At 70.3% G+C, this 19730-nt stretch carries 20 protein-coding genes; 7 read left to right on the top strand and 13 right to left on the bottom strand.

Features of this window, described 5'->3' with window-relative positions; all coding sequences use genetic code 11:
• Nucleotides 1-8: 8 nt before the first annotated feature.
• The 7 genes from rplB to rfbA all read right to left on the bottom strand — a co-directional run bounded on the left by rplB (nucleotide 9) and on the right by rfbA (nucleotide 4737).
• Entirely contained in the window at nucleotides 9-845 is an 837-nt protein-coding gene (rplB, locus tag ACFP3V_RS27320) for a 50S ribosomal protein L2 (protein ID WP_380588873.1), read from the bottom strand.
• A gap of 39 nt (nucleotides 846-884) precedes the next feature.
• Entirely contained in the window at nucleotides 885-1202 is a 318-nt protein-coding gene (gene rplW / locus ACFP3V_RS27315) for a 50S ribosomal protein L23 (protein ID WP_380588870.1), read from the bottom strand.
• On the bottom strand, nucleotides 1202-1879 hold the full coding sequence (gene rplD / locus ACFP3V_RS27310; RefSeq protein ID WP_380588867.1) for a 50S ribosomal protein L4: 678 nt from the start codon (nucleotides 1877-1879) through the stop codon (nucleotides 1202-1204). Before rplD ends, rplW begins: the two co-directional genes overlap by 1 nt.
• Nucleotides 1880-1883: 4 nt before the next feature.
• Nucleotides 1884-2528 (bottom strand): 50S ribosomal protein L3, encoded by a 645-nt coding sequence (gene rplC, locus ACFP3V_RS27305; protein ID WP_380588865.1) that lies wholly within the window; start codon nucleotides 2526-2528, stop codon nucleotides 1884-1886.
• Between the two features lie 16 nt (nucleotides 2529-2544).
• Nucleotides 2545-2853 (bottom strand): 30S ribosomal protein S10, encoded by a 309-nt coding sequence (gene rpsJ / locus ACFP3V_RS27300; RefSeq protein ID WP_020549238.1) that lies wholly within the window; start codon nucleotides 2851-2853, stop codon nucleotides 2545-2547.
• Nucleotides 2854-3262: 409 nt separating this feature from the next.
• Complete coding sequence (locus ACFP3V_RS27295; RefSeq protein ID WP_380588995.1) at nucleotides 3263-3856, bottom strand: dTDP-4-dehydrorhamnose 3,5-epimerase family protein; 594 nt, start codon at nucleotides 3854-3856, stop codon at nucleotides 3263-3265.
• 2 nt (nucleotides 3857-3858) lie between these two features.
• The gene (rfbA, locus tag ACFP3V_RS27290) at nucleotides 3859-4737 is read right to left on the bottom strand and encodes a glucose-1-phosphate thymidylyltransferase RfbA (protein ID WP_380588862.1); all 879 of its coding nucleotides are present in this window, start codon (nucleotides 4735-4737) and stop codon (nucleotides 3859-3861) included.
• A 63-nt stretch (nucleotides 4738-4800) separates the two neighbouring features.
• Between rfbA and rfbB the strand changes: the two genes are divergently transcribed.
• Genes rfbB through galE form a run of 7 tightly spaced genes read left to right on the top strand, consistent with a single transcriptional unit; the run spans nucleotide 4801 to nucleotide 11123 of the window.
• A complete protein-coding gene (gene rfbB, locus ACFP3V_RS27285) occupies nucleotides 4801-5787 on the top strand; it encodes a dTDP-glucose 4,6-dehydratase (RefSeq protein ID WP_380588859.1) in 987 nt (328 codons plus the stop codon).
• A gap of 32 nt (nucleotides 5788-5819) precedes the next feature.
• Nucleotides 5820-6704 carry a dTDP-4-dehydrorhamnose reductase gene (gene rfbD / locus ACFP3V_RS27280; protein ID WP_380588992.1) on the top strand — a complete coding sequence of 295 codons (885 nt, stop codon included), beginning with the start codon at nucleotides 5820-5822 and terminating at the stop codon, nucleotides 6702-6704.
• Entirely contained in the window at nucleotides 6697-8025 is a 1329-nt protein-coding gene (locus ACFP3V_RS27275) for a lipopolysaccharide biosynthesis protein (protein WP_380588856.1), read from the top strand. Before rfbD ends, ACFP3V_RS27275 begins: the two co-directional genes overlap by 8 nt.
• Before the next feature lie 44 nt (nucleotides 8026-8069).
• Nucleotides 8070-8477 carry a DUF2304 domain-containing protein gene (locus ACFP3V_RS27270; protein WP_380588853.1) on the top strand — a complete coding sequence of 136 codons (408 nt, stop codon included), beginning with the start codon at nucleotides 8070-8072 and terminating at the stop codon, nucleotides 8475-8477.
• Nucleotides 8474-9229: a glycosyltransferase family 2 protein gene (locus tag ACFP3V_RS27265; protein ID WP_380588850.1), complete on the top strand. Its 756-nt coding sequence runs from the start codon at nucleotides 8474-8476 to the stop codon at nucleotides 9227-9229. Before ACFP3V_RS27270 ends, ACFP3V_RS27265 begins: the two co-directional genes overlap by 4 nt.
• Entirely contained in the window at nucleotides 9226-10128 is a 903-nt protein-coding gene (locus ACFP3V_RS27260) for a glycosyltransferase family 2 protein (protein WP_380588847.1), read from the top strand. The genes ACFP3V_RS27265 and ACFP3V_RS27260 overlap by 4 nt, the downstream gene beginning before the upstream one ends.
• Before the next feature lie 26 nt (nucleotides 10129-10154).
• On the top strand, nucleotides 10155-11123 hold the full coding sequence (gene galE / locus ACFP3V_RS27255; RefSeq protein ID WP_380588844.1) for a UDP-glucose 4-epimerase GalE: 969 nt from the start codon (nucleotides 10155-10157) through the stop codon (nucleotides 11121-11123).
• 49 nt (nucleotides 11124-11172) lie between these two features.
• On the opposite strand, the gene ACFP3V_RS27250 is transcribed toward galE, so the two are convergent.
• The 6 genes from ACFP3V_RS27250 to rpsL all read right to left on the bottom strand — a co-directional run bounded on the left by ACFP3V_RS27250 (nucleotide 11173) and on the right by rpsL (nucleotide 19427).
• Complete coding sequence (locus ACFP3V_RS27250) at nucleotides 11173-12705, bottom strand: hypothetical protein (RefSeq protein WP_380588841.1); 1533 nt, start codon at nucleotides 12703-12705, stop codon at nucleotides 11173-11175.
• Between the two features lie 111 nt (nucleotides 12706-12816).
• Nucleotides 12817-14811, bottom strand: a complete 1995-nt coding sequence (locus ACFP3V_RS27245) for a hypothetical protein (RefSeq protein WP_380588838.1) — start codon at nucleotides 14809-14811, stop codon at nucleotides 12817-12819.
• A gap of 266 nt (nucleotides 14812-15077) precedes the next feature.
• Nucleotides 15078-16271, bottom strand: a complete 1194-nt coding sequence (tuf, locus tag ACFP3V_RS27240) for an elongation factor Tu (protein ID WP_380588835.1) — start codon at nucleotides 16269-16271, stop codon at nucleotides 15078-15080.
• Between the two features lie 166 nt (nucleotides 16272-16437).
• Nucleotides 16438-18543 (bottom strand): elongation factor G, encoded by a 2106-nt coding sequence (fusA, locus tag ACFP3V_RS27235; RefSeq protein WP_380588832.1) that lies wholly within the window; start codon nucleotides 18541-18543, stop codon nucleotides 16438-16440.
• 39 nt (nucleotides 18544-18582) lie between these two features.
• A complete protein-coding gene (rpsG, locus tag ACFP3V_RS27230) occupies nucleotides 18583-19053 on the bottom strand; it encodes a 30S ribosomal protein S7 (protein ID WP_380588830.1) in 471 nt (156 codons plus the stop codon).
• 2 nt (nucleotides 19054-19055) lie between these two features.
• On the bottom strand, nucleotides 19056-19427 hold the full coding sequence (rpsL, locus tag ACFP3V_RS27225) for a 30S ribosomal protein S12 (RefSeq protein WP_014144289.1): 372 nt from the start codon (nucleotides 19425-19427) through the stop codon (nucleotides 19056-19058).
• Between the last annotated feature and the right edge of the window lie 303 nt (nucleotides 19428-19730).

Raw genomic sequence — 19730 nt, 5'->3', positions numbered from 1 at the left:
GACTGCTCCTAGCGCTTCTTGTTCGTCTTGCGGCGGCGGACGATCAGCTTGTCGCTGGCCTTGTTCGGCCGGCGGGTGCGACCCTCCTTCTGACCCCACGGGGACACCGGGTGGCGACCACCGGAGGTCTTGCCCTCACCACCACCGTGCGGGTGGTCGATCGGGTTCATGGCCACACCACGCACGGTCGGGCGGACGCCCTTCCAGCGCATACGGCCGGCCTTGCCCCAGTTGATGTTCGACTGCTCGGCGTTGCCGACCTCGCCGACAGTGGCGCGGCAGCGGGCGTCGACCAGGCGGACCTCACCCGACGGCATGCGGAGGTGCGCGTAGACGCCCTCCTTGGCCAGGAGCTGCACGGAGGAACCGGCGGAGCGGGCGATCTTCGCGCCGCCACCGGGCCGGAGCTCGATGGCGTGGATGACCGTACCCACCGGGATGTTGCGCAGCGGGAGGTTGTTGCCCGGCTTGATGTCGGCGTTGGGGCCGGCCTCAACCCGGTCGCCCTGGGCCAGCTTGGCCGGGGCGATGATGTAGCGCTTCTCGCCGTCCGCGTAGTGCAGGAGAGCGATGCGTGCGGTGCGGTTCGGGTCGTACTCGATGTGAGCGACCTTGGCCGGGATGCCGTCCTTGTCGTGACGACGGAAGTCGATCACGCGGTACGCGCGCTTGTGGCCGCCACCCTGGTGGCGAACAGTCACGCGACCGGTGTTGTTACGACCGCCCTTGCTGTGCAGCGGGCGGACCAGCGACTTCTCCGGCTCGGACCGCGTGATCTCGACAAAGTCGGCAACGCTGGAGCCGCGACGGCCCGGCGTTGTCGGCTTGTACTTGCGGATGCCCATGGCTTCTTCTGTCCTTAACCGTTACGGAATCCCGGCCGCTCAGGCGGTCGGAGCCCCGAAGATGTCGATGCGGTTGCCCTCTGCCAGCGTCACGATGGCGCGCTTGGTGTCCTTGCGCTTGCCGAAGCCGGTGCGGGAGCGCTTGCGCTTGCCCTGGCGGTTCAGCGTGTTGACGTTGGCGACCTTGACCGAGAAGACCGCCTCGACGGCCTGCTTGATCTGGGTCTTGTTGGCGTCCGGCGACACGATGAACGTGTACTTGTTCTCGTCGAGCAGCGCGTAGCTCTTCTCCGAGATGACCGGCTTGATCAGGACGTCACGGGGGTCCGTGTACGTCTTGCTCGTGATGTCGCTCATCAGGCGGCGCTCCCATCGAGCTCGCCCTCAGCGGCGACAGCCTTGGCGGAAGCGACCGGACCGGCCACAAAGCGCTCGAAGGCGGCCTGGGTGAAGACCACGTCGTCGGAGACGAGCACGTCGTAGGTGTTCAGCTGACCGGCGTCCAGGATGTGCACGGTCGGCAGGTTGCGGGCGCTCTTGAGGGCCAGCTCGTCATCGCGCTCGATGACCAGCAGGACGTTCTTGCGCTCGCTGATCTTGCCGAGCAGCGTGCGGGCAGCCTTGGTGGACGGCGCCTCGGTCGCGGTCACGCCGGTGACGACGTGGATGCGGTTGTTGCGCGCCCGGTCGGTGAGGGCACCGCGGAGGGCGGCGGCCTTCATCTTCTTCGGGGTCCGCTGCGAGTAGTCACGCGGCACGGGACCGTGCACGACGCCACCACCGGCGAACTGCGGCGCACGGGTCGAACCCTGACGGGCGCGGCCGGTGCCCTTCTGGCGGTACGGCTTCTTGCCGCCACCGCGGACCTCGCCGCGGTTCTTCGCCTTGTGGGTGCCCTGACGAGCGGCGGCGAGCTGAGCGACGACGACCTGGTGCATCAGCGGAACGCTGACCTTGGCGTCGAAGATCTCAGCGGGCAGCTCGACGGTGCCGACGGTCTCACCCGCGGGGGAGAGAACGTTGATGGTGCTCATTGCTTCAGGCCCCCTTCGCCGCAGTGCGGACCAGGACGAGGCCGCCGTTCGGACCGGGGACCGCGCCCTTGATGAGCAGCAGACCCTTCTCCGCGTCAACGGCGTGGACGGTCAGGTTCTGCGTGGTGACACGCTCGTGGCCCATGCGGCCCGCCATGCGCAGGCCCTTGAACACGCGGCCCGGGGTGGCGCAGCCACCGATGGAGCCGGGAGAGCGGTGCTTGCGCTGCGTGCCGTGCCCGGCGCCGAGGCCACGGAAGTTGTGGCGCTTCATGACACCGGCGAAGCCCTTGCCCTTGGAGGTGCCGGTCACGTCGACCTTGACACCGGCCTCGAACACCTCAGCGGTGATCTCCTGGCCCAGGGTGTACTCGGAGGCGTCCGAGGTGCGCAGCTCCACCAGGTGGCGGCGCGGGGTCACGCCGGCCTTGGCGAAGTGGCCCGCGAGGGGCTTGTTCACCTTGCGCGGGTCGATGTCGCCGAAGCCGATCTGCACGGCGTCGTAGCCGGTGCCGTCGGCGGTGTGGACCTGGGTCACGACGTTCGGCCCGGCCTTGACGACGGTCACCGGAACGATCCGGTTGTTCTCGTCCCAAACCTGGGTCATGCCGAGCTTCTCGCCCAGGATGCCCTTGATCTGCTTAGCCATTCTCAGCTCACGCCCCTCAGAGCTTGATCTCGATGTCGACACCGGCCGGCAGGTCGAGTCGCATCAGAGAGTCAACGGTCTTGGGCGTCGGGTCGAGGATGTCGATCAGGCGCTTGTGCGTGCGCATCTCGAAGTGCTCGCGCGAGTCCTTGTACTTGTGCGGCGAGCGGATGACGCAGTACACGTTCTTCTCAGTGGGCAGCGGCACCGGGCCCGCGACCTGCGCACCAGTACGCGTCACCGTCTCGACGATCTTCTTCGCCGAGGAGTCGATGACCTCGTGGTCGTAGGCCTTGAGCCGGATGCGGATCTTCTGTCCCGCCATGGCTACTTCGTAGTCCTTCTTGTCGTCTTGCTGCCTCTGCGACCCAGGGCCCCCGGGTGGGGGTCTGGGTGGTGTCCCGCACGTTCGTCCGACCCACGCGGTCGGGCGTGTCGCGATCGTCCCCGTAAAAAAGGACGTGCCGAAACACCGGATCGGCACCTCCGCACATGCTTCCCGGAAGATTCCCGTACTTCCGCGCCGCAGCTGCCGCACCTCGTCCGCGCAGGGCGGATCACAGGCATACGGCCATCACGGGCACGACGAGTACTGTGGGACTCGCTTCCGGTCCCTCGGACAGAGGGCGCACGGCATCGGCGCTCGATCGAGCAACCTGGCCAGTGTGCCATACCGGACAGAGTGCTGGCCAATCAAGGCGGGCGCACCGGTTCGCCCCCGCCCTGAGGCCTCGTCAGGAGCCGTTCAGCTGCCGGTAATAGGCGAGACAGTCCTCGTACCGCGGCAGCAGGCCGGCCGCGCGGGCCTCGGCCAGGGTGGGCGCGGCCTCGTCCTTGGCGGACAGCTGCGGGGCCGCGGCCGGCCACTCGACGGCCAGGTCCGGGTCGAGCGGGTGGATGCCGTGCTCGCCGGTCGGGTTGTAGGTCTCGCTGCAGAGGTAGCTGAGCGTCGCGTCGTCGGTCAGGGCGCAGAAGCCGTGGCCGAGGCCCTCGGACAGGTAGACCGCCTTCCGCTCCTCCTCGTCGAGGCGGACGCCCTCCCACTGGCCGAAGGTCGGCGAGCCCACCCGGATGTCGACGATGACGTCGAGCACCGCGCCGCGGACGCAGGTGACGTACTTGGCCTGGCTCGGCGGCACGTCGGCGAAGTGGATGCCGCGGACCACGCCCGCGGCGGAGACCGACAGGTTGCCCTGGGCCAGCCGCAGCGGGTGGCCCACCGCCTCCGCCAGCCGGTCGAAGCGGAACCACTCGGTGAAGAGCCCGCGCGGGTCCCCGTGCAGCACGGGCGTGATCTCCCAGGCGCCCTCGATGCCCAGCGGACGGATCTTCACCTCTGTGCCCCTTCGTCCAGGATGTTGACCAGGTACTGGCCGTAGCCGCTCTTGAGCAGCGGCTCGGCGAGGTCGCGCAGCTGCGCGGCGTCGATGTACCCCATGCGCCAGGCGATCTCCTCGACGCAGCCGACCTTGTAGCCCTGCCGCTGCTCGATCACCCGGACGTACTCGGAGGCCTGGACCATCAGCTCGAAGGTGCCGGTGTCCAGCCAGACGGTGCCCCGGTCGAGCTTGGTCACCCGCAGCTCGCTGCGGCGCAGGTACGCCTCGTTGACGGCGGTGATCTCCAGCTCGCCCCGGGCGCTGGGCTTCAGCCCGCGGGCGATCTCCACCACCTGGTTGTCGTAGAAGTACAGGCCCGGGACCGCGTAGCGGGACTTGGGCTTCTCCGGCTTCTCCTCGATGGAGAGCACCCGGCCGTCCGCGTCGAACTCGACGACGCCGAGCGCGCTGGGGTCGGCGACGGGGTAGGCGAAGATCCGGCCGCCGGTCAACTCCCGGTTCTCGCTGGCGAGTCGGGTGCCGAGGCCGCTGCCGTGGAAGATGTTGTCGCCGAGCACCAGGGCCACCGACTCGTCGCCGACGAAGTCCGCGCCGAGCAGGAAGGCCTGGGCGATGCCCTCGGGGCGCTCCTGCGCCGCGTACTCGAGTCGCAGGCCCCACTGGGAGCCGTCGCCGAGCAGGCGCCGGAACTGGTCCTGGTCCTGGGGGGTGGTGACCACCAGGATCTCCCGGATCCCGGCCATCATCAGGGTGGCCAGCGGGTAGTAGACCATGGGCTTGTCGTAGACGGGCATCAGCTGCTTCGAGACCGCCCTGGTCAGCGGCCAGAGCCGCGAGCCGGTGCCACCGGCCAGGAGAATGCCGCGCATGGGGCCCACTCTATGCGGCACCGCGCGTACGGCTCTCACCCGGCCCGCCTATGCTGACGCATTATGCGCATTCTCGTCACCGGCGGCGCCGGGTTCATCGGGTCGGAGTTCGTCCGCCAGCTGCTGTCCGACCGTGCGGCGCTGCCCCAGGGCGCGCAGGTCACGGTGCTGGACAAGCTCACCTACTCCGGGGTGGAGGCCAACCTGGCCCCGGTCGCGGACCACGCCGGCTACCGCTTCGTGCGGGGCGACATCTGCGACCAGGACGCCGTCGACCAGGTGATGGCCGGTCAGGACGCGGTCGTCCACTTCGCCGCCGAGTCGCACGTGGACCGGTCGATCGCGGGCGCCGGGCCCTTCGTCACCACCAACGTGCTGGGCACGCAGGTGCTGCTGGACGCGGCCCGCAAGCACGGCGTCGGCCGCTTCGTGCACGTCTCCACCGACGAGGTGTACGGCTCGATCGCCGAGGGCTCGTGGACGGAGGAGTGGCCGCTGAGCCCCAACTCCCCCTACAGCGCCTCCAAGGCGGGCTCCGACCTGCTGGCGCTGGCGTACCACCGCACGCACGGGATGGACGTGGTGGTGACCCGCTGCTCCAACAACTACGGGCACTACCAGTTCCCCGAGAAGGTCATCCCGCTGTTCACCACGAACCTGATCGACGGGAAGAAGGTGCCGCTCTACGGCACCGGCGCCAACGTCCGCGACTGGCTGCACGTCTCGGACCACTGCCGCGGCATCCAGCTGGCGCTGGTCAAGGGCCGCGCGGGCGAGGTCTACAACATCGGCGGCGGCACCGAACTGACCAACCGTGAGCTGACGGAGCGTCTGCTGGAGGCCACCGGGCAGGGCTGGGACATGGTCGTCCCGGTCGAGGACCGCAAGGGTCACGACCTGCGCTACTCGCTGGACATCAGCAAGATCAGCGAGGAGCTGGGCTACACCCCGCAGGTGTCCTTCGAGGACGGCCTGGCGGCCACCGTCGCCTGGTACCGCGAGAACCGGGCCTGGTGGGAGCCGCTCAAGGAGAAGGCGGCGCTGTCGTGACGACTCGTTGGCTGGTGACCGGCGCGGGCGGGATGCTCGGCCGGGACCTGCTGGCCGTGCTCGCCGCCGCCGGCGCGGAGGCCACCGCGCTGACCCGCGCCGAGCTGGACGTCACCGACGCCGCCGCGGTCAAGGCCGCGGTGGCCGGGCACGACCTGGTCGTCAACTGCGCGGCCTGGACCGACGTGGACGGCGCGGAGTCGGCGGAGGACGCCGCCGCCGCGGTCAACGGCACCGGCGTGCGCCACCTGGCGGCGGCCTGCGCCGACAGCGGCGCGCGGCTGCTGCAGGTGTCCACCGACTACGTCCTGCCCGGCGACGCGGCCGAGCCCTACGCGGAGTCGGCCGCGACCGGTCCGGTCAACGCGTACGGCCGCACCAAGCTGCTCGGCGAGCAGGCGGTGGCCGAACTGCTGCCGGAGACCGGGTACACCGTCCGCACCGCCTGGCTCTACGGCGAGCACGGCGGCAACTTCGTCGCCACCATGCTCAAGCTGGCCGCCCAGCGGGAGACCCTGAGCGTCGTCGACGACCAGCAGGGCCAGCCGACGTGGACCGACGCCCTGGCCCGCCAGTTGCACGCGCTGGGTCTGGCCGCGCTGGCCGGTGCCGCCCCGGCGGGCGTCTACCACGGCACCGCCGCCGGGCGGACCACGTGGTTCGGTCTGGCCCGCGAGGTGTTCCGGCTGGCCGGACTGGACCCGGAGCGCGTCCGCCCCACCACCACCGACGCCTTCCCACGCCCGGCCCGGCGGCCGGCCTTCAGCGTGCTCGGCCACGACCGCTGGGCGGCCGCTGGACTGACCCAACTGCCGGAGTGGCAGCAGCAGTTGACGCAGGCGCTGGGGCGCCCCGGCTTCGCCGCGCTCGCCGCGGCGGCCCGCGCCGCGGCCCCCGGGGTCGCCGATCATGGCTAGCCCGCTCGCCAAGGCGCTCCGGTTCATCCCGCCCGGCACCCACCTGGTGATCGGCGGGACGCTGGTGCTCGGCGCGGCCTCCTACATCCAGATCGCCGTCGCCGGGCACGCGCTCTCCTCCGACGCGCGGGCCGCGGTGTCCGAGCTCTGGTCGCTGGTGATGACCCTGAGCCTGGGCCTGTTCTTCCCGGTCGAGCAGGAGCTGACCCGGGTCGTCGCCGCCCGCGAGGTGCGCGGCGAGGGCGTGCTGCCGGTGCTGCGCCGGGCCACCTGGCTCACCGTCGTCGTGCTGGCGGTGCTCTGCGGCGCGCTGGCGCTGGCGGCGCGGCCGCTGGCGGACCACCTCTTCGCCGGGGACCTGGGCCTGGTCTGGGCCTTCGGCGCCGCGCTCGTCGGCATGGCCGCGGTGTACCTGGTCCGCGGCATGCTGGCCGGCCTCGGCCTGTTCGACGCCTACGGCTGGTCGCTGGGCCTGGACGGCCTGCTGCGGATCGTGCTCTCGCTCGGCCTGGTCCTGGCCGGGGTGCACCAGGCCCTCGCCTACGGCCTGGTCCTGGGCGCCGGCCCGCTGCTGGCCATGCTGCTGACGCTGCGTCCGGCGCTGCGCCGCTCGCGGCCCGGACCCCCGATGCCCTGGGGGGAGCTGCTGGAGCACATGGGCCTGATGGCCGGCTCCTCGGTCCTGGCCCAACTGGTCGTCAACGCACCGGTGCTGGTCATCGGTCTGCTCGACACCAACAGCGACCTGACCTTCGCGGTGCTCACGGCCGGCGTGCTGTGCCGGGTCCCGCTGTTCGTCTTCGGCTCGCTGCAGCCGACGCTGATGACCGGGCTCTCCGCGGCGGCCACCGCCGGGGACCGGCCCGGCTTCCAGCGGATGCTGCTGCGCACCTGCGCGGTCATCGCGGCGCTGGGCGTCGCCGGGGGCGTGCCCTCGGTGCTGCTGGGCCGCTGGCTGACCCACACGTTCATGAACTCACCGGATGTTCTCCGTTCTCTGGACTACTTCTGGTTCGCGGCCGGGACGATGGCCTACATGCTGGCCCTCGTGCTCGGCCAGGCGCTCGCCGCCATGGGCCTGCACCGGCTTCAGCTGCTGGGCTGGACCGTGGGCACGGCCGTCCTGGTGGCCGTCTCCTTCGTCCCGGCGTCCGCGGCCACCCGGGCCGAGCTCGGCTGGTTCGCCGGGTCCACGGCCACGGCCGCGGTCCTGCTCCTGCTGGTCCGGCGGCCCGTGCTGCCCGAAGCCGAGCCGCCCGCGCGGCAGCTGCCTCCGGACGCAGCGCACCCCATCCGGCAGGAAACGCATCGTTCCCTCTGACCGGATACGCTTTCCCCAGCCCTCGACTGCGAAAGGCCACGGCAGTGCAACTCTCCGTGCTCACCTCGATCACCAGCCTGCTGGTGCTCGGGAGCATCCTGGAACTGCTGCGCCGCCAGCAGCTGCGGGAGAAGTACGCGGCCATCTGGCTGGCCATCGGCCTGGTCGTGGTCCCGGTCGGCTTCTTCCCGAGCCTGCTCGACGGCATCGCGCACAACCTCGGCGTCGCCAGCGGCGCGAGCCTGGTGCTCTTCGCCGGCTTCATCCTGGTCCTGCTGGTCAGCCTGCACCTCAGCTGGGAGTCCAGCCGGCTGGAGGAGGAGACCCGCACCCTCGCCGAGGACATCGCCCTGCTCCGCACCACCCTGGAGCAGCAGGGCTCCGCGCTCGCCGAGCTCCGTGAGGAGCTCCACCAGGGCCAGACCGACAACCACGAGGTGTCCGCCCGATGAACCAGCGCGTCCTGCTCATCCTGCCCGCCTGGAACGAGTCGGAGGGCCTGCCGGCCATCCTGAAGGAGATCCAGGAGAAGCTGCCGTCGGTGGACACCCTCGTCGTGGACGACGGATCCGCGGACGAGACGGCCGCCGTGGCCGCCGCCTACGGCGCCACCGCGGTCGCCCGGCTCCCCTACAACCTGGGCGTCGGCGGCGCGATGCGGCTGGGCTACCGCTACGCCTACGAGCACGGCTACGACATCGCCATCCAGTGCGACGCGGACGGCCAGCACGACCCGGCCTACGTCCCCCAGCTGGTCGCCGCGCTGGGCCAGGCGGACCTGGTGATCGGCGCCCGCTTCGCCGGGGAGGGCGCCTACACCGTCCGCGGTCCGCGCAAGTGGGCCATGAAGCTGCTGTCCGTCGTGCTGTCACGGATCGCCAGGACCCGGCTCACGGACACCACGTCGGGCTTCCGCGCCTGCAACCGGAACCTGATCGAGTTCTTCGCCCACTGGTACCCGGTGGAGTACCTCGGCGACACCGTGGAGAGCATGGTCGGCGCGATCCGCTGCGGTTTCACGGTGCGTCAGATACCGGTGGCGATGCGGGAGCGCACCACCGGGACGCCGAGCGCCTCCCCGCTGAAGGCCATGGTCTACCTGGGCCGCGCCGGGTTCGTGCTGCTGCTGGCGATGATCCGGCGGATGCCCGAGGTCCCGCGCCGCGAGGAGACCCGCGAACTGGCGGGAGCAGCGGCCAAGTGACCAGCGCAGCACCGGGGTTCGACATCCTGCTGCCCTACTACGGCGATGTCGGGCAGATGCAGGACGCCGTGCGCAGCGTCCTCGCCCAGGACGGCGACGACTGGCGCCTCACCGTCGTGGACGACGGGCGCGAGCCCGGCGTCCCGGAGTGGTTCGAGGAGCTGGCCGACCCCCGGGTCCGCTACTTCCGCAATCCGCAGAACCTGGGCGTCACCGGCAACTTCAACCGCTGCGTCGAACTCGCCGAGTACGAGCGCATGGTGATGATGGGCTGCGACGACCTGATGCACCCCAACTACCTCGCGGTGGTACGGGCGGCCCTGGCCCGGCACCCGGAGGCGTGGCTGGTGCAGCCCGGCGTCGAGGTCATCGGCTCCGACGGGCAGCCCTACGACACCCTGGCCGACCGCACCAAGCGGATGATCTACGCCCCGAAGCAGCCCCCCGCCGGACTGCTCGGCGGCGAGGAGCTGGCGGCGAGCCTGCTGCGCGGCAACTGGCTGTACTTCCCGTCGGTCTGCTGGCGCACCGAGGACGTCCGCCGGCACGGCTTCCGCAAGGACCTCGGCGTCATCCAGGACCTCGCCCTCGTCGTCGACCTCCTGCTGGACGGGGCGACCCTGGCCGTCAGCCCGGAGCTGTGCTTCAGCTACCGCCGGCACGCGGCCAGCGAGTCGTCGGCCAAGGCCTTCAGCGGCGAACGCTTCGACGAGGCCCGGCGGTTCTTCGCCGAGACCGGGGACCGGCTGGAGGCCCACGGCTGGCACCGGGCCGCCAAGGTGTCCCGGCTGCACCTGTCCTCGCGGCTGCACGCGCTCACCATGCTGCCCGGGGCGGTGACCAAGGCCGGGCTTCCCGGCGCCCGGGCCATGATCCGCCACGCGGTACGCTCGCGCTGACCCGCAGCCGAGCGAAGAGCGAGTTCATGACCTGGTTGATCACCGGCGGTGCCGGATTCATCGGCGCACATGTCGTGCGCGCCATGCGTGCGAGCGGCCGTCAGGTCGTCGTCCTGGACGACCTGAGCACCGGCGACGCGGGGCTCGTCCCCGCGGACGTGCCCTTGGTGCGCGGCTCGACCCTGGACGGCGAGCTGGTGGCCCGGACGATCCGCGAGCACGGCGTACGCGGGGTGCTGCACATCGCCGCGAAGAAGCAGGTCGGCGAGTCGGTGGAGCAGCCGCTGCGGTACTACCGGGAGAACGTCGAGGGCCTGCGCACCGTATTGGAGGCGGCCGCTGCGGGCGGGGTCAGGGGCTTCCTGCTCTCCTCCTCCGCCGCGGTCTACGGCATGCCGGACGCCGAGCTGGTCACCGAGGACACGCCGTGCGCGCCGCTCAGCCCCTACGGCGAGACCAAGCTCGTCGGCGAGTGGCTGGTCCGGGCCGCCGGCCGGGCCCACGGCATGGGCACGGTCTCGCTGCGCTACTTCAACGTGGCCGGCGCGGCCGCCCCCGAACTGGGCGACCCTGGCGTGTTCAACCTCGTCCCGATGGTCTTCGAGCGACTGGAGGCCGGGGAGCGCCCCCGCCTCTTCGGCGACGACTACCCGACGCCGGACGGCAGTTGCATCCGCGACTACATCCACGTCGCGGACGTCGCCGACGCGCACGTCGCGGCCGCGGACCGGCTGGAGCGGGACGAGCGGACCCAGCTCGTGCTCAACATCGGCCGCGGCGAGGGCGTCTCGGTGCGCCAGGTGCTCGACGTGGTGGCCGAGGTCACCGGCAGGGACACCACCCCCGAGGTGGTGCCCCGCCGTCCCGGGGACTCCCCCCGGGTGGTCGCCTCCGCCGAGCTGATCGCCAAGGAGCTGGGCTGGTCCGCCCGCTACGACCTGACCGACATGGTCTCCTCGGCCTGGGCGTCCTGGCGGATGCGGCACGGCTCCTGACGCGTCGTCAGGAGCCGTGCGGGGGCCGACGGTCCGTCGGCCCCCGGGGTCAGGCCTCCGGCTCCTCGCCGCCGCGGCGGGGCGTACGCAGCGCCGGCAGCAGGGTCAGCGAGAAGACGCCGAGGTAGACCACCGGCAGCACGTAGCGGGCCAGCGGCGCCGGGTTGGCGGCGATCACCGACAGCTGCAGGCCGGCCGTGAACGCGGCCAGTCCGATCGCGGCCCACTGCCTGCGGCGCCGGATCCACAGCGCCACGACGCCGTAGGCCAGGTAGCACCAGAACGCGCCGCGCCACAGCAGCCACTGCAGCTGCGGGGTCTCGCTGAGGTAGTACCACCAGCTCGCGGCCTTGTGCAGGGTGTCCGAGAGCGGGCGGATCCGCAGCTCGGAGCGGTAGGGGCTGTGCTTGATCTGCTTGTTCCAGTCGGCCCAGCCGAAGAGGTTCGCGGGCACGACCGGCTGCGCGATCATCGTGTTGCCGTGCAGGGCGCCGGGACCGGGGAAGATGCCCCAGGCGATCTGCGAGCGGCACAGGTGGCCGTACGCCACCAGCTGGGGGGTCCGCTTGAGGACCTCGGTCCAGATGGTCAGCAGCTGGTCGTTGTTGGCGCTCGCGGCCGCCCGGTCGAAGGGCGCCTGCATGGTGTCGTCCACGTCCCAGCAGTTGGCGCCGTTGCCGCGCCAGTGCGAGAGCGGGGCGACCTTCTTCATCACGGCCAGGTCGGCGGCGGTGAAGCTGCTCGGGTCCTTGCCGTAGGCGACGGCGATGTCCGCGTAGTTGAAGGCGTAGACCTGGTCGGTGCGCGGCATGACGATGCCGACGGCCGGATAGACCAGGAACTGCAGCAGCAGGTAGACCACGGTGGTGGCGGCGGTCAGCGCGGTGATCCAGCGGCGCATCCGCTGCAGCGCGAACACCAGGAAGGGGAAGGCCAGCAGCACCACGAGGATGCTGTTGTTCCGGAACAGCGCGATGCCGAGCAGCCCGGCCTCCAGCAGCGCAAGCTCCCGGTAGAAGCCGCGGTCGCGGACGGCCTGACGGCCCTTCAGCCGCCGGGCGATCAGGCGCAGCGAGGCGGCGAAGGCGAGCAGCGCGCTGGCCGTGAAGGCGGAGTCCTTCCACACGAAGACGGCCAGCGAGCCGGTCGCCGGCAGCACCGCGAGGGCGACGGCCGCCGGCGCGCTCCAGCGCCCGCGGACGCCGAGATCGCGCAGCGCCACGCAGGTGTAGGCGAAGGCCGCGGCGTAGGCGACCGTCTGCACCAGGGTCAGCAGCCACAGGTCGCCGCAGATCTGGATGGACAGCCACACCAGCGCGTTGTAGAGCACCGAGTGGTTGCCCAGCCAGTGGTCGGTGGTGACCTGCCAGACGTAGGCGATGCTGTCGTAGCTCATCAGCCCCGGGAAGAACGCGGCCCACCAGCCCAGCAGCACCAGCTGGCAGGCGGCGTAGACGGCGACGGGCAGCCGGAGCCGGGGAGGGACGCGTTCCCACAGCCGCGTCGCGCGCGAACGCAGCGAGGGCGGCCGCACCGCCGTCGCGGGGCCGTCCTCCTGGGTTGAGACGAGGGTCCGGGACACCAGCCGTCCTTTCGGAGCCAGAACGAACCAGCACACTCTATCCGGCCGCCGGAAGCCGCTTGACCGGCCGGTCGGACGGGCGACGGCTCACAACCGATCCCGAACCGCCGCCTACCGGGCCGTGACCAAGGGATCGAGCCGGCGGACCGTCACCCGGGCTCCGTGCAGCAGGACCGGAAGGTCGCGGCGGATCCGGTCGGCCAGCTCGGCGTTCGCGACCAGTACCGTCACCGGCTCGTGCTCGGCCCGGACCGCTGCCGCCAGGTGCCACAGCGAGCTGCGGTAGACGGCGGGCGACGGGACCTCAGGGCCCATGTCCACCTGGTATATCTCCATGTCCACGCCGGTCATGTCGCCCTGGCGGTGCCGCAGGGTCGCGGCGAGGAAGCTGTCCCGGCGGTTGGCCCAGCCGTCCGCCCGGTCCAGCACCATGACCGGCCCGGTGGCCTCCCGCAGCTGCCTGCTCTCGGCGGCCTGTGCTCCGGGCGGCGCGGTGGTGTCGAGGTCAGGGCCCCGGCTGTGCGTCCGGCCCCCGTAGTCGGCCTGGGCGGCGCGGCCGCTGCGGGCGCCCCCGACGTCGAGGGAGGTCCCCGGCTCCCGGAAGTCGCCGTGCGCCCAGCCGGACAGCGGCAGTCCGGCGAAGGCGGACGCGGTGTTCGTCGTCGTCGGCGTCTGCACGCCCCAGTCGACGTTCAGCGCGAGCAGCGCGGCTATCGCCGTCGCCGCGACCGCCGCCAGGGCGCCGGGGACCCGTCCCCAGCGGCCGCGCGGCACGGGGGCCGGGCGCAGCAGCCAGCCCGCGCCGCCGCTGAGCACCAGCAGCGCGACGACGGTGCCGGTGGCGTCCTTGTGGAAGTAGTAGCTGAGCGAGTGCCGGGTGCTCAGCTGCCAGGCGGCGAAGGCCAGCAGGGTCAGCCCGCCGCCCAGGACGACGGCGAGACCGGACCGGGCCGCGGGCACGCCGCGCAGCGCCGGCCGGAGCAGAGTGAGCGGCACCAGCAGCCCCAGGGCGACCAGCAGCAGCAGCGACTGGGTGCTGGCCGGGCTGCCCCCCGCGTTCGCCTGGTCGGCGACGTTCAGCGAGGTGGTGACCGCGATCAGGGTGGGCAGCGCGGCGAGCCCCGCGCCCAGCAGCACCACCGGCAGCCACCAGCGCAGCGCCGGGCGGATGCGTGCCCGCTCCACCAGCATCAGTCCGACGGCCGCGAAGCCGAACAGGCCGAGGTAGACGTTGTAGGTGTAGGCGATCGCGGTTCCCGCGGCGACCACCACCGCGGCCTGCTCCGGGAGCGGGAACGCCGGCCGCACCAGCAGCGCGACGGCCGCGGCCACGACGACCAGGCCCAGCACCTCGGAGTAGAAGCCGTACCGGATCAGGACCACGAACGGCGACGCCGTCACCAGCCCGGCCAGCAGGCCGCAGACGGCACCGGTGCGCCAGCCGCGCAGCCGCGGCCCGCCCACCCAGCGCGCACCCCAGACGACCAGCGCCGACAGCAGCGCCAGCAGGAGCAGCTGGACGTGGAAGAGCCAGGTGAACCCGGCCAGCGCGTCCGTCTCCACCCGGCCGTCGCGCAGCACCAGGTCGATCCAGGCCAGCAGGAAGTGCGAACCCTGCGGGTAGGCCGTCTCCGTCGGCGTCTTGACGAACGTCCGCGCCGCGTCGGCGTGCAGGAACAGGTAGCCGTGCAGCCGCTGGATGCCGTCGAGGACGGCGTAGTGGACGTAGGCGTCGGGCGCCTGCGCGTCGTACGCGAGCTGCTGGACGTCGGTCAACCCCCGGAGCGGACGCAGGAGTTGACGGGCCGTGAAGAGGCCGGTGCCGAGCACCAGCAGGTCGCTCGGGCGGAACCGCAGCGGCAGCTCCGGACGCCGTCCCGCGGCCCACCACCACAGCCCGGCCGCCGTCAGCAGCAGCGAGCAGGAGAGCGGCACGGACAGCCCCCACGGCCAGACCGAGAGCAGCAGGCCCAGCAGCAGCACCTCGCCGCAGAGCAGCAGCCCGGCCAGGACCAGCCGGTCCAGCAGCACGCCCCCGGAGCGGACCGCGGCCGCCGTGCCGAGCAGCACCAGGACCAGCAGGACGGGACCGCCGTGCAGGAACACCAGCAGCGGCGGCAGGATCCAGGACGCCGCCAGCCACAGCGCGGCCAGGCCGTGCCTCCGTCGGCTGTTCCGTCGCGATCTGGGCGGTCCCCCCGCCTCCGGCCGTATGCCGGCCGTCCCCCGCGCCGTCACGATGTGCTGCCACCCGCCTCTCGAACCCGAACGAATACCTGCATCCGATGCTAAAACGCACGAGCCCCGCCTACTGTCCCGATCAGGACAGAAGGCGGGGCTCGTTCTTACCGGGTACTACCCAGAGACCTGAATTACTTCAGGATCTTGGTGACCTGGCCGGCGCCGACGGTGCGGCCACCCTCACGGATGGCGAACTTCAGGCCCTCCTCCATGGCGACCGGCTGGATCAGCGCGACCGTCATGGCGGTGTTGTCGCCCGGCATGACCATCTCGGTGCCCTCGGGGAGGGTCACGACGCCGGTCACGTCCGTGGTACGGAAGTAGAACTGCGGGCGGTAGTTGTTGAAGAACGGGGTGTGGCGGCCACCCTCGTCCTTCGACAGGATGTAGGCCTGGGCCTCGAAGTCGGTGTGCGGGGTGACCGAACCCGGCTTGATGATGACCTGGCCGCGCTCGACGTCCTCGCGCTTGATGCCGCGGAGCAGCAGACCGACGTTCTCACCGGCCTGGCCCTCGTCGAGCAGCTTGCGGAACATCTCGATGCCGGTGACCGTGGTGGAGGTCTTCTCCGGCTTGATGCCGATGATGTCGACGGTCTCGTTGACCTTCAGGACACCGCGCTCGATGCGGCCGGTGACGACGGTGCCACGACCGGTGATCGTGAAGACGTCCTCGATCGGCATCAGGAACGGCTTGTCGACGTCACGCTCGGGGGTCGGGATGGCCTCGTCCACCGCGTGCATCAGGCCGAGGAGCTTCTCGCCCCACTCCTTGTCGCCCTCCAGCGCCTTCAGCGCGGAGACGCGGACGACCGGGAGGTCGTCGCCCGGGAACTCGTACTCGGAGAGCAGCTCGCGGACCTCGAGCTCGACGAGCTCCAGGATCTCCTCGTCGTCCACCATGTCGGCCTTGTTCAGGGCCACGACGATGTAGGGGACGCCGACCTGGCGGGCCAGGAGGACGTGCTCCTTGGTCTGCGGCATCGGGCCGTCGGTGGCGGCGACCACGAGGATGGCGCCGTCCATCTGCGCGGCACCGGTGATCATGTTCTTGATGTAGTCGGCGTGACCCGGGCAGTCGACGTGGGCGTAGTGACGCGCCTCGGTCTGGTACTCGACGTGCGCGATGGAGATGGTGATACCGCGCTGACGCTCCTCCGGCGCCTTGTCGATCTGGTCGAACGGCGTGAAGGGGTTGATGTCCGGGTACGCGTCGTGCAGCACCTTGGTGATCGCGGCAGTCAGCGTGGTCTTGCCGTGGTCGATGTGACCGATGGTGCCGATGTTGACGTGCGGCTTGCTCCGCTCGAACTTGGCCTTAGCCACTGGGGGTCCTCCTGAGGACAGTTTCTGTACGCCGTACGACGTCAGGTGGTCTGGGGTGGGGGCCGGAGGGGCCCGGGGCTCGCGGGTTCACGAGCCCCAGGACCACCTCCTCACAGCCTAAGGGGTGTTTTGCACCGGGTTGACCCCGTATGGGATCAGGCGGTACTTACTCGCCCTTGGCCTTGGCCACGATCTCTTCCGCCACGTTCTTGGGAACCTCGGCGTACGAGTCGAACTGCATGGAGTAGCTGGCGCGGCCGGACGTCTTGCTGCGCAGGTCGCCGACGTAGCCGAACATCTCCGACAGGGGCACCAGCGCCTTGACGACGCGAGCGCCGTGGCGCTCCTCCATGGCCTGGATCTGGCCACGGCGGGAGTTGATGTCGCCGATCACGTCACCCATGTAGTCCTCGGGCGTGGTGACCTCGACGGCCATCATCGGCTCGAGCAGGACCGGGGACGCCTTCTTCGCGGCCTCCTTGAAGGCCATCGAACCGGCGATCTTGAACGCGAGCTCGGAGGAGTCGACGTCGTGCGACTGGCCGTCGAGCAGCGTCACCTTGATGCCCTGGAGCGGGTAGCCGGCGAGGACACCGAACTCCATGGCCTCCTGCGCACCGGCGTCCACCGAGGGGATGTACTCACGAGGCACGCGACCACCGGTGACGGCGTTCACGAACTCGTAGCCCTCGCCGGACTCCAGCGGCTCGATCGAGATCTGGACCTTGGCGAACTGGCCGGAACCACCCGTCTGCTTCTTGTGGGTGTAGTCGACCTTCTCGACGGCCTTGCGGATCGTCTCGCGGTAGGCCACCTGCGGCTTACCGACGTTCGCCTCGACCTTGAACTCGCGCTTCATACGGTCGACCAGCACCTCGAGGTGCAGCTCGCCCATACCCGCGATGATCGTCTGGCCGGTCTCCTCGTCCGTGTTGACCTGGAAGGAGGGGTCCTCCTCCGCGAGACGCTGGATGGCGACACCCAGCTTCTCCTGGTCGCCCTTGGACTTGGGCTCGATCGCGACGCGGATGACCGGGGCCGGGAAGTCCATGGACTCCAGGATGACCGGGTTCTTGTCGTCGCTCAGCGTCTCACCGGTGGTGGTCTGCTTCAGGCCCATGACGGCGACGATGTCGCCGGCGCCCACCGAGTCGATCTCCTCACGCTTGTTGGCGTGCATGCGGTAGATCTTGCCGATGCGCTCCTTCTTGCCCTTCACCGAGTTGAGGACGGCGGTGCCGGCCTCGAGACGCCCGGAGTAGACGCGAACGAAGGTGAGCTTGCCCAGGTGCGGGTCGGACATGATCTTGAACGCCAGGGCGGCCAGCGGCTCGTCGTCGGAGGCCTTGCGGGAGACCTCGACCGACTCGTCACCGGGCTTGTGGCCCTTGATGCTCTCGATGTCCAGCGGGGACGGCAGGTACTTCACGACCGCGTCGAGCAGGGGCTGGACGCCCTTGTTCTTGAACGCGGTGCCGCAGAAGACCGGGGTGAAGGCGCCGGCGATGGTGCCGCGGCGGATGCCCGCGATCAGCTGCTCCTCGGTGGGCTCCTGGCCCTCGAGGAACATCTCCATCAGCTCGTCGTCGCCCTCGGCGGAGGTCTCGAGCAGCTTGGCGCGGTACTCCTCGGCGAGCTCGGCGTGCGACTCGGGGATGTCCACGACGTCGTACATCTCGCCCTTGGCGGCCTCGGCGGACCAGACCAGCGCCTTCATCTTCACCAGGTCGACGACACCGGAGAAGTCGGCCTCGGCACCGATCGGCAGCTGCATGACCAGCGGCGTGGCGTTCAGCCGGTCGACGATGGAGTCGACGCAGCGGAAGAACTCCGCACCGACGCGGTCCAGCTTGTTGACGAAGCAGATGCGGGGCACGCCGTAGCGGTCGGCCTGACGCCAGACCGTCTCCGACTGCGGCTCAACACCGGCCACACCGTCGAACACCGTGACGGCACCGTCGAGCACGCGCAGCGAGCGCTCCACCTCGACGGTGAAGTCGACGTGACCCGGGGTGTCGATGATGTTGATGGTGTTGTCGACGCCGTCGACCGTCCAGTGACAGGTGGTCGCGGCGGACGTGATGGTGATGCCGCGCTCCTGCTCCTGCTCCATCCAGTCCATCGTGGCAGCGCCGTCGTGGACCTCACCGATCTTGTAGGTGATGCCGGTGTAGAACAGGATGCGCTCGGTCGTGGTCGTCTTGCCCGCGTCGATGTGCGCCATGATCCCGATGTTGCGGACCCTGGCGAGGTCAAGGGAGGTGGCAGCCATGGTGGCTTCTCTCTCTTTCTGTTTCTGACGGGGTTCGGACTACCAGCGGTAGTGCGCGAAGGCCTTGTTGGACTCGGCCATCTTGTGGGTGTCCTCGCGACGCTTCACCGAGGCGCCCAGACCGTTGGAGGCGTCCAGGATCTCGTTGAGCAGACGCTCGGTCATGGTCTTCTCGCGACGGGCGCGGGAGTAACCGACGAGCCAGCGCAGCGCCAGGGTGTTGGCACGGCCCGGCTTGACCTCGACCGGCACCTGGTAGGTCGCGCCACCGACACGGCGGGACTTGACCTCGAGGGTCGGCTTGACGTTCTCCAGGGCGCGCTTCAGCGTGACGACCGGGTCGTTGCCGGTCTTCTCGCGGACACCCTCGAGCGCACCGTAGACGATGCGCTCGGCGGTGGAGCGCTTGCCGTGGAGCAGGATCTTGTTGACGAGCTGGGTCACCACAGGAGAGCCGTAAACCGGGTCGATGATGACCGGACGCTTCGGGGCAGGGCCCTTACGAGGCATTCTTACTTCTCCTTCTTGGCGCCGTAGCGGCTGCGGGCCTGCTTGCGGTTCTTGACACCCTGGGTGTCGAGGGAGCCGCGGATGATCTTGTAGCGGACACCCGGCAGGTCCTTCACACGACCGCCGCGCACGAGCACGATGGAGTGCTCCTGCAGGTTGTGGCCCTCGCCCGGAATGTAAGCGGTGACCTCGATCCCGCTGGTGAGGCGCACACGGGCGACCTTACGCAGAGCCGAGTTCGGCTTCTTGGGGGTGGTCGTGTACACACGCGTGCAGACGCCGCGACGCTGGGGCGAACCCTTCAGTGCGGGCGTCTTGTTCTTCTCGACCTTGTCCTGCCGGCCCTTTCGGACCAGCTGCTGGATCGTAGGCACCGTTTCTCCGTTTTCGTCGTGCCAACTGAGTTGAAACTAACCTGGTGCGTCCGACCGACTCTCCGACCCACGCGGTCGGGTGTGTCGGGCCTCTTCCGGTCCTGCGGGCAGCTCTGCGAGAGTGCTGCTCGGTGCGGTGGTGGAAGAGCGGTTCCCATGACGCGGCGGCCGATATGCACGCACGCACAAGAGACCCGGGGACACCCCAGGCACAAGGTCAGAGCGTACCCAGCGCATGGGCGCGGGTCAAAACAAATGGGCAGGGGCCCTTTAGACCAGGGCCGCCCCGCCTGTCAACCTCGT

The organism is Streptacidiphilus monticola (genome assembly GCF_042658505.1).
In the GTDB taxonomy this organism is placed as follows: Bacteria; Actinomycetota; Actinomycetes; order Streptomycetales; family Streptomycetaceae; genus Streptacidiphilus; species Streptacidiphilus monticola.
The sequence above is the reverse complement of the archived record's forward strand: the minus strand, read 5'-3'. Positions and strand labels throughout refer to the sequence as shown.